We start from the raw sequence: 13,010 nt of genomic DNA on the forward strand, positions 1-13,010 counted from the left end.
TTCAGGGGCACGTCCGAATGGCGCGTCCGGACGGGGCAGGTTGCTTCCGGCTGGCAGGGGCCATGCCGGTCGGCTTGGGCCAGGCGGGCGCGCGGGTGGGCTGGGTCGAGGCAAGGCAACAGGGGCAACGGGGCTGGTGACGGATCTGAAGGTACTATCGGTCGCTTCCGAGATTTATCCGCTGGTGAAGACCGGCGGCCTGGCCGATGTGGTCGGCGCGCTGCCGGCGGCGCTGGTGCCGCACGGCATCGAGATGCGCACGCTGGTGCCGGGCTATCCCGCCGTGATGGGGGGGCTGGAGAAGGCCGAGCCGGTCCACCATTTCGATCATCTGTTCGGCGGCCCGGCGCGCCTGCTGGCGGCGGAGGCGGCGGGTCTGAAGCTGTTCGTCATCGAGGCCGGCCATCTCTACGACCGGCCGGGCGGGCCCTATGTCGGGCCGAACGGGCTCGACTGGGAGGACAACGCCGTGCGCTTCGCGGCGCTGGGGGCGGTGGGCTCGGGCCTCGGGCTGGGCCTGGTGCCGGCCTTCGTGCCCGACACGGTGCATGCGCATGACTGGCAGGCGGGCCTCACGCCGGCCTATCTGCATTATTCCGGCGGGCGTCGGCCCGGCTCCGTGATGACGATCCACAACATCGCCTTCCAGGGCAAGTTCGACGCCGAACTCGCGCCGGTGCTGGGTTTCCCGGCCGATGCCTTCTCGATCCACGGCATCGAGTATTATGGCACGGTCGGCTATCTCAAGGCCGGGCTGAAATTCGCCGACCGCATCACCACCGTCTCGCCCGGCTATGCCGGGGAAATTCTGCTGCCGGAGGGCGGCATGGGGCTGGAGGGGCTGCTGAACGACCGCAGTTCCGTCGTCTCCGGCATTCTCAACGGGCTCGACACGGCGGCGTGGAACCCGGCGACCGATCCGCTCATCGCCGCCCGCTTCGACACGCGGCGGATGAAGGCGCGCGCCGCCAACAAGGTGGAACTGCAGCGGCGCTTCGGCCTCGATCCCGACCCGGACGCGCTGCTGTTCGGCGTGGTCAGCCGGCTGTCCTGGCAGAAGGGGCTCGATCTCATCGCCGACAATATCGGCACGCTGCTCGGCCTCGGCGCGCAGATGGCGCTGCTCGGCACCGGCGATCCCGATCTTGCCGGCCGCTTCGCCGGCGCGGCGCAGGCCCATCCCGGGCGGATCGGCGTGTGGCTCGGCTATGACGAGGCGGTGGCCCATCTTGTGCAGGCGGGGGCGGACGCGCTGCTCGTGCCTTCGCGATTCGAGCCCTGCGGCCTCACCCAGCTTTCCGCCCTGCGCTACGGCGCATTGCCGGTGGTGGCGCGGGTGGGCGGGCTGGCCGACACGGTCATCGATGTCAACGAGATGGCTCGCTCGGTCGGGGTCGGCACGGGCGTGCAGTTTTCGCCCGTGACGCCCTCGGCGCTGCACCTCGCCCTCAATCGCACGCATCGGCTTTGGCAGGACAAGGTGCTGTGGAAGAAGCTGCAGCGCAACGCGATGGCGACGGACGTGTCCTGGGAGCGCGCCGCCCGCGACTATGACCGGCTGTTCCGCGATCTGGTCGCGGAGCGTGGCGCGTGAGCGAGTGGCGGGTCTCGGACGGCGCGCCCGAGCCGCTCGGCGTTACAGCGGATGCACGCGGCGTCAATGTCGCGGTGTTCTCCGCCCATGCCACTCGCATCGAGTTCTGCCTGTTCGACGCGGCGGGTGCGCGCGAACTGGCCCGGTTCGCCCTGCCGGCGCGGCTCGGCGACGTTTTCCACGGCCATATTGCCGGCGTGCCGCCCGGCGCGCGCTATGGCCTGCGCGCCGGCGGCCCGTGGGCGCCGGGGGAGGGGCACCGCTTCAACCCCTGCAAGCTGCTGGTCGATCCCTATGCCAGCCGGCTCGATCGGCCGTTTCGGCTCGATGGCTCGATGTTCGACGCGCGCGCCCGTGGGCTTGAGCGCGACGAGACCGACAGCGCGGCCGCGGTGCCCAAGGCCATCGTCACCCCGGCGATCGTGCCCCATGTCGAGAGGAGCAGAGTCGCATCCGGTGCGGCGGGGCCGGCCTTCCGCTGGGATGACGAGGTGTTCTACGAGCTGCATGTGCGCGGCTTCACCATGCTCAATCCGGGCATTCCCGTTGCGCTGCGCGGCACGTTCGCGGCGCTGGCCGAGCCGGCGGCGCTCGATCATCTCGTCAATCTCGGCATCACCACGGTCGAACTGATGCCGGCCATGGCCTGGATCGACGAGCGGCACCTGCCGCCGCTGGGGCTGAGCAATTACTGGGGCTACAACCCGGTCGTGTTCGGCGCTCCCGATCCGCGCCTCGCGCCCGGCGGCTTCGAGGAGGTGGCGCGCGCGGTGGCGGCGCTGCACGGTGCGGGCATCAAGGTCGTGCTGGACGTGGTGCTGAACCATAGCGGCGAGAGCGATGCGCTGGGGCCGACGCTCAGTCTGCGCGGCCTCGACAACGCGACCTATTACCGGCACGCGCGGGACGATGCCGGCCGTCTGCTCAACGATGCCGGCACCGGCAACACGCTGGCGCTGGAGCGCCCGCCAGTGCTGCGGCTCGGCATGGACATGCTGCGGCGCTGGGCGGCCACCGGTCTGGATGGGTTCCGCTTCGATCTCGCGGCCACGCTCGGCCGGCGCGTCGACGGCTTCGATCCCGAGGCGCCCTTCCTCGCGGCGCTGCAGCAGGACCCGTTGCTGCGCGATCTCGCCCTCATCGCCGAACCCTGGGATATCGGCCCGGGCGGCTATCAGGTCGGCCAGTTTCCCTCCGGCTGGGGCGAGTGGAACGACAAGTTCCGCGATGCCGTGCGGCGCTTCTGGCGCGGCGATGCGGGCCTGACGGGCGAACTCGCCACGCGGCTCGCCGGCTCGGCGGATGTCTTCGCGCGGCGCACGCGGCCACTCTCGCGCGCCATCAATTTCGTCACCGCCCATGACGGCTTCACGCTCGCCGATCTCGTCTCCTATGCGGGCAAGCATAATGAGGCGAATGGCGAGGATAATCGCGACGGCACGGGCGAGAACCACAGCTGGAATCATGGCGTCGAGGGACCCAGCGACAACCCGGCGCTGATCGCGGCGCGACGGGGGGATGCCCGCGCCCTGCTGGCAACGCTGCTGACGGCGCGCGGCACGCCGATGCTCACCATGGGCGACGAATGCGGGCGCTCGCAGGCCGGCAACAACAATGCCTATGCGCAGGACAACGAACTCACCTGGCTGGACTGGTCGAAGCTGGACGGCGCTCTCACCGCCTTCACGGCGCGGCTGGTCAAGCTCCGCCGCGCGCATCGTGCCTTGCGGCTGGAAGCGCCGCTGACCGGCCTGCCGCTCGACGCCAGCGGCATTGCCGATGTGGAATGGCGGGCGCCCTCGGGCGGCTCTCCGGCCTGGGATGATCCTTCCGCCCCCTGCCTGGTGGCGGTGTTCTATGCGCCGGCGCGGGATGACGCGGTGGCGGACCGGGTGGCGGTGGCGCTCAACGCCTCGGCGAGGCCCATGGAACTGGTGCTGCCCGAGCCGCGCGACGGCTTTGCCTGGCGGCTCGCGGCCGACACGGGCCAGCCGGAGCGCGAGGGCGATGCCGGCGGCACGCTGCCGGCGCGCACCGCGTTCATCCTTGCCGAGGTGGCGGCACCGGGTGCCTTGCGCCGGCCGGCGGATCCGGCGCTGCTGGAGACGCTCGCTGCCGCCGCCGGCATCACTCACGAATGGTGGGATGTCGAAGGCACGCATCACCTTGTGAGCGACGACACCAAGCGCGCCCTGCTCGGGGCCTTGCGGCTGCCGGCCGCCAGCAGGGGCGAAGTGCGCGACAGCCTGGCGACGCTCTCCGAACAGCGTTTCGGCCGCGCGGTTCCCTTCGCCCGCGTGCTGCGGCAGGGGCTGCCGGGCGGACAGGCGCAGACCCTGGCGCTCTCGGCCGACGCGGCCGATGCGGTGCGCCGGCTCGATCTGGTTATCCGGCTGGAGGATGGCGGCGAGATCGATTTCGCCGTGCGACCGGAGGACGGGCATCGCACGCACGTCATGCGTCCGGACGGGCGGCGGGGGCTGACCCGCACGATCGACCTGCCCGAACTGCCGGTGGGGCGTCATACGCTGGTGCTGGGCGCGGATGAATGCCGCCTCACCGTGGCGCCGCACGCGTGCTACGTGCCGCCCGAACTGGCGGAGGGCGGACGCCGCTTCGGTGTCGGTGCCCATCTCTACATGCTACGGCGGCAGCACGAGGACCAGGGCATCGGCGACTTCACGGCGCTCGGCGAACTGGCGGCACTCGCCGCCGCGCGCGGCGCGGATGTGATCGGGCTCAATCCGCTGCACGCGCTGTTCGCGCAGGATCGCGAGCGGGCGAGCCCCTATTCGCCCTCCGACCGGCGCTTCCTCGACCCGATCTATATTGATGTCGCGGCGCTGGGTGCCGATGTCTCCGGCTTCGCGGCGCTCGCGGCCCGCCCGGCGGTGGACTATCGCGCCGTGTGGGACATGAAGGAGGCGGCGCTGCGCGCGGCCTTCGCCGCTTTCGAGCAGCAGCCCGATGCCGGTTTCGCCCGCTTCGTCACGGAGGGCGGGCCGACGCTGCGCCGCTTCGCCATTTTCCAGGCCATCGCGGCGGCGCATCCGCAACAGGGCTGGCGCCAGTGGCCGGAGGGCTTGAGTGATGCGACAGGCGCGGCGGTGGAGAGCTTTGCGAGCGCCCATGCCGGCGAGGTGCGCTTCGCCCTGTGGCAGCAATGGGTGGCGGACACGCAGCTGGCGGCGGCATCGCGCTTTGCCCGCCAGTCGGGACTGTCGCTCGGTTTCTATCGCGACCTCGCGGTGGGCACCGCGCCGGACGGGGCGGAGGCGTGGTCCGAGGCGGCGCAGCTCATGTCGGGCGTGAACATTGGCGCGCCGCCCGACCCGCTGGGGCCGGAAGGGCAGAACTGGTGCCTGCCGCCGTTCGATCCGCTGGCCTGGCAACGCGAGGGCTATGAGGGCTTCGCCCGGCTGGTCGCGGCCAATATGCGCCATGCCGGCGCGCTCAGGATTGACCATGTGATGGGGCTGCGCCGGCTGTTCCTCATCCCCGAGGGCGCCAGCGGGACGGAGGGGACCTATCTCGCCATGCCGTTCGACGACCTCGCCGGGCAGGTGGCGCTGGAGAGCCATCGCGCCCGCTGCCTCGTGGTGGGCGAGGATCTCGGCACAGTGCCGGCGGGCATGCGCGAGCAGTTGAGTGACGAGCGCATGCTGTCCTACCGGGTGCTGTGGTTCGAGCGGCTGGGATCGCGTTTCCTGCCGCCGGAGGACTATCCCGTGCTGGCGGCGGCGTGCGTGTCCACTCATGACCTGCCGACGCTGGCCGGCTGGTGGGATGGCGTCGACCTCGCCGAGCGTCACGTGCTGGGACTGGAGAATGACGCCTCTCTGGCCACGGCGCTTGCCGCGCGGGCGGTGGAAAAGGCCGAGCTTGCCGCGGCGCTGCTGGGCGAGGGGCTCATCGCCGCCGCGCCGGAGCCGGGGGCGGCTTTGTCGGATGCCTTCGTCGCGGCGCTGCACGCCTATGTGGCGCGCACCCGATCCGCGCTGGCGCTGGCGCAGCTCGACGATCTCGCCGGCGAGACGGTGGCCGTCAACCTGCCGGGGACGGACCGCGAACGGCCCAACTGGCGGCGGCGGATTGGCCACAGCCTTCAGAGCGTGATGAGCGAACCGCGGGCGGTCGCGGCGCTCAACGCCATGGCACGGGAACGCGGCGCGAATAGCTGAATCGCGCGGGGTCATCCAGCGGCTCGCGGTCCGGCTCGTCAATGCCGGTAGGACCGGCGGTGTCGCTCTCCGTGACGCCGCCCGTATCCGCCTCGACGATCGGCGGCGGGTGCGTGTCGGCAGCCATGTGCAGGGAACTGCCCCCCATGCCCTGCATGAGCACGAAGGCGCCGAGGGCAAACGCGGCGGTGGCGATGACAAGTGTTGTCGTGCGGCTCATGGTGCATCTCCTGCCTGCCGCTGCTGCGGAGATCGGCTGGACGGTGCGAGGCTGCGCGGTGCCGGTATCGTTGCGGTCCTGCGCCGGATATCCGGCGGCGATTGCGGACCTGCCGTGTCGTGTTGGACTGGCTCCAAATGTCGCCGCTGCGCCCATTCCGGACAGATTTCCGTTGTCTCAACGCCGCAATTGAACGAAAGTTCCATTTGTCATTCCGCACGCCACATTCGCGGGGCGGCAATCAACGCCGGGGCTGTTTCGCCCGGCAGCTTCCGGCGGCGAACGCCGGGACAACACAGGGAGGATGGTCATGCCGCACGCCGATTTTGACGTGGTCACGCTTTCGCCTTCCACCGTGCGTGTCATGCATCGAACCGCGTATCACATCTACGAATTCGCCGTCGTCGATGACGGCTGCGGGCGGCGCGTCGTCTCCGGCGGCCCGTCCATCGTGTTCGGCTGCGGCGATCCTGTGCCGGCCTGGGATCTGGTCGCGGCGGCCGAGCGCGTCGCGGCCGACACGGCCCGCCAGACCGGCGTCATCGACTGAGCATCGCGCAGATACGGCCATAACCGGCAGAGCATCGAGACAGGCGGGGCTGAGCGACCGGAAGGACGGTCGCGCGGCCCCGTCTGCCTTTGCCGTGCCCGATCAAGGCCGGGCTGCCGATCCTCGACCGGCCCGTGGTGGGGTTTTGGGCTGGCATTACCTATCTCTTCCTGTATATGAATGGATACATGTATATGGGTGGATATACGTAAAGGGAGCCCCGCCGTGTTCTTGCGCCTCACGTCCCTGCGCCTCACGTCCCTGCGATTGCCGACATCACGCGGTCTCTTCCTTCGCTGTGCGGCGGCGGCAGTCGCGTTCGCCGCGCTGGTCGCCGCGCCCTCCGCCGGCGCGCGCGCGCAGGAGGCGCCGACGGTGTTCGCCGCCGCGAGCCTGACCAATGCCTTGCAGGACATCGGCAAGCTCTACAAGGTGCAGGCGGGCGGGGATGTGACGTTCTCCTTTGCCGCCTCCTCGGCGCTGGCCAAGCAACTGGAAGCGGGCGCGCCGGCGGCGATCTTCGCCTCCGCCGACACCAAGTGGATGGACTATGCCGAGAGCCGGGACCTGACGCTCAAGGCCACACGCGTCACGCCGATCGGCAACAGCCTCGTGCTCATCATGCCGGCGGACGAGGCGAAGGCCGTGACGATCGACAGGACGTTCGACTGGCTCGCCTTCCTCGGCACGGACGGCAAGATCGCCACCGGCCTGACCGACAGCGTGCCGATCGGCATCTATGCCAAGGCGGCGCTCACCAGTCTCGGCCAGTGGGACACGGTGAAGGAGCGCATCGTCGGCGCGGAAAGCGTGCGCGCGGCGCTGGCGCTGGTGGAGCGCGGCGAGGCGACTGCCGGCATCGTCTATTCCACCGACGCAGCCATCGCGAAGAACGTGAAGATCGTCGCCACCTTCCCGGCCGACAGCCACCCGCCGGTGGAATATCCGTTCGAACTGGTGAAGGGGCAGGACACGCTGGCGGCGAAGGCGCTGCTCGCCTTCCTCGTCGGCCCGCAGGCGAAAGCCGTCTATGCCCGGTACGGCTTCGTCGTGAAGTGAACCAAGCACTCGGTTGTCAAGCACTCGGTTGTCAAGCGCTTGGTTGTCAAGCGCTTGGCCTGCACCCTCGCGGGCAGCCGAGCGGCGGCATCTCGCGAGGGTGTAGGCCGCATTCGAGATCGCGTGCACAATGATGGCCCGTGTCCCGGCTCTCGCCTGGCTCGGTCGGGGGATGACGGCAACAGTTTCCAGGCGGGGATGACGACGTTTCGATGGATGTGCTGCTCACCCCGGACGAATGGACCGCCGTCTATCTCAGCCTCAAGGTCGCCTTCTGGGCGACCTTCTGGAGCCTGCCCTTCGCCATTCTCACCGCCTGGCTGCTGGCGCGCACGCGCTTTCCCGGCAGGGGGCTGTTCGACGGGCTCATCTACCTGCCGCTGGTTCTGCCCAAGGTCGTGGTGGGCTACATATTGCTGCTCACCCTCGGCGCGCGGGGCTTCATCGGCCAATATCTGGACGCGTGGTTCGGCATCAAGCTGATCTTCTCCACCGCCGGTGCCACGGTGGCGGCGGCGGTGGTCAGCTTTCCGCTGACGGTGAACGCCATCCGGCTGGCGCTGGAGGCGGTGGATCGCGGGCTGGAGACGGCGGCGCGCACGCTCGGGGCGTCGCGGCTGGACGTGTTCGTCTCCATCACGCTGCCGCTGATGCTGCCGGGCGTGCTCTCCGGCGCGCTGCTCGCCATTGCCTCGGCGCTGGGCGAATTCGGCGCGACCATTACCTTCGTCTCCAATGTCGAGGGCAAGACCCGCACAATTCCGCTCGCCATCTACAGCGCTACCCACATGCCGGACGGCGACGCCATGGCCCTGAGGCTGACACTGGTGTCGATCGTGCTGGCCTTCGGCGCGCTGCTGCTGGCCAGCCTGGTGGACCGGCGCATCCGGGCGATGATCGGGCGCGCATGATCGAGATCGACATTCGCCTGCGCCGTCCGGGCTTCACGCTGGAGGCGGCCTTCGCCGCGCCGGATGCCGGCATCACCGCGCTGTTCGGCCGCTCGGGCGCGGGCAAGACGACCATCATCCAGGCGGTGGCCGGGGTGGTGCGCCCCGATGGCGGGCGAATCGTGGTGAAGGGCGAGGTATATTTCGATGCCGCCGCGCGGATCGACCTGCCCATCGAGCGGCGGCGGGTCGGCTATGTCTTCCAGGATTCGCGGCTGTTTCCTCATCTGTCGGTCGAGGGCAACCTGCGCTATGGCGAGCGCCGCAGCCGGCTGGCGCTCAAGCCGATCGGCTTTGCCGCCGTGGTCGACCTGCTCGGCATCGGCCATCTGCTCGGCCGCCGGCCGCATTCGCTGTCGGGGGGCGAGCGACAGCGTGTGGCGATCGGCCGGGCGCTGCTCTCGCAGCCGCGCCTGCTGCTGATGGACGAGCCGCTCGCCGCGCTGGACGAGGCGCGCAAGGCGGAGATCCTGCCCTATCTGGAGCGGCTGCGCGACGCGATGGGCCTGCCCATTCTCTATGTCAGCCATGCCGTCGACGAAGTCCTGCGCCTTGCCGACGTGGTTGTGGCGCTGCGGGACGGGCGCCCGCTCGCCATCGGCCCGGTGGCGGATGTGATGTCGCGCCCCGAGATCCTGCCGGTCATCGGACGTTTCGATGTCGGCACATTGCTGGAATGCGTGGTCAGCCGGCACGATGGGGACTACGCGCTGTCCACGCTGAGCTTTGCCGGCGGCGAGTTGCGCGTGCCGCAGGTGGCGATGCCGATCGGCAGCGCGGTGCGGGCGCGGGTGCGCGCGCGGGATGTCGCTCTCGCGCTGGCAAGGCCTGAAGGCGTTTCAGTCTCGAACCTGCTGGCGGCGCGGATCGAAGCCGTGCGGCAGCAGGAAGGGCCCTATGCCGACATCGAACTCGTGGTCGGAGAGGTGCGTCTGGCCGCTACCGTGACCCGCGAGAGCGTGGATCGGCTCACACTCCGCCCCGGCCTTGCGGTGTGGGCCATGGTCAAATCGGTGGCGGTGGAGAGCCGCAGCCCGGATTTCGGGGAGCCCGGCTGATTATTTCGGCGCTTCCATGATGGGGGCGACGCCGGGGCCGATGGCGAACTCGTCGCTGAAGAAGCCGACCACGGCGAGGACCAGCAGGGCGATCACCAGCGCGATGATCACGCCGCGCACACCATTGGCGCGATGGCCGAAATAGCCGGTCGCGGTGAGCAGCACGAGAATGAGGATGATGATGATGAGGGTCTGCATGGTGCCTCCGATGCTACCCCAGAACCGTCGAGCCCGGCGAAAGGTTCCTTCCTACCCCTCGTTCGTCGCCACTTCCGCCTCCGCCGCGACCGGGAGGGGGGCAAGGCCCGCGCGCAGTTCCTCCATCGCCGCACGGCTGGCGGCGGCGCTGCTCTGCTCGATGCCGCGATAGAGCGCGATCAGCCGCTCGCCGAAGGCGGTGAGATTGGTGCCCGCCCCGCGCCGGCCGGGATGGGTCTCGACGACAGGCTCGCGAAAGGTGCGGGCCATGGCATCCACCAGCAGCCAGGCGCGGCGATAGCTCATGCCCATGTGACGCGCGGCCGAAAGGATCGAGCGCTCGCGGCGGATGGTCTCCAGCAGATCGATCATGCCGGGGCCGATATGGCGCCCGTCGCCGAAATAGACCCGGATGAACAGGCCGTCGCGCGCCCGCGCGGGCCGGCCCGGTATGTCGTCGATATCTGTCGGAGCCATCGTGCCGCCAATCCTGCGCATCCCGTGCGGGGCGCGCCTCCCGCCCGTGATGTTAGGGCAAGAGGCGCGCAGCAGGAACGGGGAAGGCTGCTCGCGCGGCGCGGGCCGTTAGGCGACGCGGGCGCTTGACCGGCGGCGGTAGGCGAAGGCGAGGTCGAGCAGCACCATCACGAGCAGCGACGCGCCGACCAGCGGGAAGATCAGCCCCACCACCGCCATGATGGCGATCAGCCCGCGCATCACCGAGCGATCGGCCGGCGCGGGGGGAATGCCGAGCGAGCCCTTCGGCCGGCGCTTCCACCACATGATGCCGGCCGAGACCGACATCAGGATCGTGGCGAGGCACAGCGCCAGCATGAAGAGCTGGTTGGCGAGGCCGAATTCCTGGCCCATATGCACGTTGATGCCGAATTCCATCGCCTTGGCGACAGGCCCGTAATCGGCATAGCTCATGTCGATCAGGGGCTTGCCGCTATACTGGTCGAGGTGAATCACCCGCTGCTTCGACAGGTCGTCGGGATAGACGGCGGCCGAATAGACGCCGGTGGGCTTGCCCGGCAGGCTCAGCGTGTAGCCGGGGGAGATGCCGAGCCGCTCGACGGTCGCGGCGGCGGCATCGAGGCCGATGGGCGGCGGCAGGGCGGTTGCGGCGGTGCCGGAGGCGGGGATCGATTCCGGCATTTTCGCCTGTTCCAGCGACCAGGCGGTCGGCCCGTTGGCATGGGCGAGATGCTCGTCCGACATCGGCACGTCGGTATAGACGCCGGCGGGGTAGCCGTAATTCGAGCTGTTGGCGAACTCGTTGACCTTCTCGCCCCACAGGATGGACCACGGCATGCCCGACAGCGCCATGAAGCCGATGGCGACGCCGGCAAAGGCGCCGGTGACGGCGTGCAGGTCGCGCCAGAACAGGCGCTGGCGCGGCGCGCCGCGCACGCTCACCACGCCGCCGGTCTGCCGACGCGGCCACCAGAGATAGAAGCCGGTGCCGACCAGCAGGATGGCCCAGCCACCGACAATCTCGATGATGCCATTGGCGATCGCCCCGAATTCGGCGAGGCTGTGCAGCCGGCGCACCAGCCACATCACGGTGCCGCGATCGGCGAGATCGCCGAGCACGCGCGAATCATAGGGGTCGACATAGACCGAGCGGCGCGCGCCGTCCGCGGTCTTGATCACCACTTCGGCCGAGGCCGCCGGTGTCGCGGGGGTGATGATCTTCAGCGCGGTGCCGGGATGGGCCTTGAGCGCGGCATCGAGCCACGCGCTCGGCACTTCAACCGGCGTCGCCCGCACCTCGACCTGCTTGAGGTCGCGGTGCCACAGCCCGTCCAGTTCGTCGCGGAAGAGGTAGAGCCCGCCGGTTACCGCAAGCAGGATCATGAAGGGCAGCACCAGCAGGCCGGCATAGAAGTGCCAGCGCCAGACGGCGCGGTAGAGATTGGCCGCGTGCTCGGCCGTGTCGGCGGCAGGCAAAGGGGTAGCGCTCATCGGAAAGGGCATCCGGAAAAGAGGGTTTGGGCGCACGCTGTCGCGGCACCCGGAGAGGCTCCGGGCGGCGGTGCTGGCGCGTCGGGATGGGGTTAGGAGATGGGGCTAGGAGATAGGGCTAGTTGGCCGGCATCGGCATGGTGTGGTCGCCATGCGCGGGCTCTGTGCCCTTCGGCCCGCCCATGCCCTCGATCTTGAACACCACGTTCACCGTGCCGGCCTTGGCGAAGGTGAGGGTGCCCTTGAAGCTGTCGCCTTCCTTCAGCGGCTGCTTGAGGTCCATCAGCATGAGATGGTAGCCGCCGGGCGCCAGCTTCACCTCGCCGCCAGCCGGAATGGCGATGCCATCGGGCAGCAGGCGCATCGTCATGATGCCGTCCTTGACCGCCATTTCGTGGATCTCGACATGGCCGGCGGCCTCGGCGGTGACGGAGACCAGCGTGTCGGCCTCCTTGCCCTCGTTCTCGATGGAGAGGTAGCCGCCGCCGACCTTGGCCCCGGCCGGCGTCATCCGCGCCCAGGGATGGCCGATTTCCAGCTCGCCGATCTTGAAGCCATGGGCGAAGGCCGGCTGGATGGCGAACAAAGCGAGGGCGGTGGCGAGGATGAGGAAGCCGATGCGGTCCTCGGCGTGGCGCAGCACGCGCGTGAAGGCGAAGCGAATCATGGAGAGCACTCCCAGAGTGCCGGCATGCCTATCGCGGCAGCGGCCGGCGCGGTTCGACTGACAGGATGAAAGGACCGCCTGCAGGCGGCGTGTCAGGCGAGGGGAGGCGCTCGGGCGTTTTTCGGCGAGCGCTGGAGCCCGGCGGCGACGGCGGCATCCGCCGGCAGCAGCGCGCGCTCCGCGACCACCGGGCGAGGAGCGGCAATACCCGCCGCTGCCGGCGGCAGGGCGGCCAGCGCCGATATCTGGCAGCCGGTGGTGCAGCAATCGGGCGCGTGGTGGGCGGGGGCGGAGGGCGAGTCGGGGGGCGAGGCGGGGGTCTGGTGCCCCGTGAGGCACAGCACCTGCCCGAAGGCATCGACCGTGGCGAGGTTGCCCGCGTGCGCGCCGGAAGCCGCGCCGCCGAGCAGCGACTGCAACACGAGCAGATAGGCGACGGCGAGAGCCATCACTATCCGGCGCAGCGTGTGGCGGTCGGTGGTCTTCATTGTCGCGGCTTTCCCCTGACCAGCCTGTAGCACGGGCCTGAAGGGCGGGGAACAGCGGCGCGGTGCCGCTGCCCCCC

The 13,010-nt window shown here is 69.8% G+C and carries 12 protein-coding genes; 6 read left to right on the plus strand and 6 right to left on the minus strand.

Translation table 11 applies throughout. The features are described from left to right. The first annotated feature begins 136 nt into the window (after positions 1–136). Both glgA and glgX read left to right on the plus strand, forming a co-directional pair. The gene (gene glgA / locus QOZ99_RS18665; RefSeq protein ID WP_306891505.1) at positions 137–1,594 is read left to right on the plus strand and encodes a glycogen synthase GlgA; all 1,458 of its coding nucleotides are present in this window, start codon (positions 137–139) and stop codon (positions 1,592–1,594) included. Beyond that, positions 1,591–5,775: a glycogen debranching protein GlgX gene (glgX, locus tag QOZ99_RS18670; RefSeq protein WP_306891506.1), complete on the plus strand. Its 4,185-nt coding sequence runs from the start codon at positions 1,591–1,593 to the stop codon at positions 5,773–5,775. Before glgA ends, glgX begins: the two co-directional genes overlap by 4 nt. Here glgX and QOZ99_RS18675 read toward each other — a convergent pair. Beyond that, positions 5,738–5,995 (minus strand): hypothetical protein, encoded by a 258-nt coding sequence (locus QOZ99_RS18675; RefSeq protein ID WP_306891507.1) that lies wholly within the window; start codon positions 5,993–5,995, stop codon positions 5,738–5,740. The two genes, glgX and QOZ99_RS18675, sit on opposite strands and share 38 nt — an antisense overlap. 310 nt (positions 5,996–6,305) lie before the next feature. Between QOZ99_RS18675 and QOZ99_RS18680 the strand changes: the two genes are divergently transcribed. The 4 genes from QOZ99_RS18680 (at position 6,306) to modC (ending at position 9,612) form a co-directional block, all read left to right on the plus strand. After that, positions 6,306–6,545 carry a hypothetical protein gene (locus tag QOZ99_RS18680; RefSeq protein ID WP_183189952.1) on the plus strand — a complete coding sequence of 80 codons (240 nt, stop codon included), beginning with the start codon at positions 6,306–6,308 and terminating at the stop codon, positions 6,543–6,545. Positions 6,546–6,770: 225 nt separating this feature from the next. Next, complete coding sequence (gene modA / locus QOZ99_RS18685; protein WP_306891508.1) at positions 6,771–7,604, plus strand: molybdate ABC transporter substrate-binding protein; 834 nt, start codon at positions 6,771–6,773, stop codon at positions 7,602–7,604. Positions 7,605–7,816: 212 nt separating this feature from the next. Beyond that, positions 7,817–8,515, plus strand: a complete 699-nt coding sequence (modB, locus tag QOZ99_RS18690; RefSeq protein ID WP_306891509.1) for a molybdate ABC transporter permease subunit — start codon at positions 7,817–7,819, stop codon at positions 8,513–8,515. Continuing rightward, positions 8,512–9,612 (plus strand): molybdenum ABC transporter ATP-binding protein, encoded by a 1,101-nt coding sequence (gene modC, locus QOZ99_RS18695; RefSeq protein WP_306891510.1) that lies wholly within the window; start codon positions 8,512–8,514, stop codon positions 9,610–9,612. The genes modB and modC overlap by 4 nt, the downstream gene beginning before the upstream one ends. On the opposite strand, the gene QOZ99_RS18700 is transcribed toward modC, so the two are convergent. The 5 genes from QOZ99_RS18700 to QOZ99_RS18720 all read right to left on the minus strand — a co-directional run bounded on the left by QOZ99_RS18700 (position 9,613) and on the right by QOZ99_RS18720 (position 12,933). Next, a complete protein-coding gene (locus tag QOZ99_RS18700) occupies positions 9,613–9,810 on the minus strand; it encodes a hypothetical protein (protein ID WP_183189956.1) in 198 nt (65 codons plus the stop codon). Positions 9,811–9,861: 51 nt separating this feature from the next. Beyond that, a complete protein-coding gene (locus QOZ99_RS18705; RefSeq protein ID WP_306891511.1) occupies positions 9,862–10,287 on the minus strand; it encodes a winged helix-turn-helix domain-containing protein in 426 nt (141 codons plus the stop codon). Between the two features lie 108 nt (positions 10,288–10,395). Then, positions 10,396–11,778, minus strand: a complete 1,383-nt coding sequence (locus QOZ99_RS18710; protein ID WP_306891512.1) for a PepSY-associated TM helix domain-containing protein — start codon at positions 11,776–11,778, stop codon at positions 10,396–10,398. 118 nt (positions 11,779–11,896) lie between these two features. After that, positions 11,897–12,445: a copper chaperone PCu(A)C gene (locus tag QOZ99_RS18715; protein ID WP_306891513.1), complete on the minus strand. Its 549-nt coding sequence runs from the start codon at positions 12,443–12,445 to the stop codon at positions 11,897–11,899. A gap of 92 nt (positions 12,446–12,537) precedes the next feature. Next, on the minus strand, positions 12,538–12,933 hold the full coding sequence (locus QOZ99_RS18720; RefSeq protein ID WP_306891514.1) for a hypothetical protein: 396 nt from the start codon (positions 12,931–12,933) through the stop codon (positions 12,538–12,540). Between the last annotated feature and the right edge of the window lie 77 nt (positions 12,934–13,010).

Source organism: Ancylobacter amanitiformis (genome assembly GCF_030814815.1).
Classification (GTDB): domain Bacteria; phylum Pseudomonadota; class Alphaproteobacteria; order Rhizobiales; family Xanthobacteraceae; genus Ancylobacter; species Ancylobacter amanitiformis.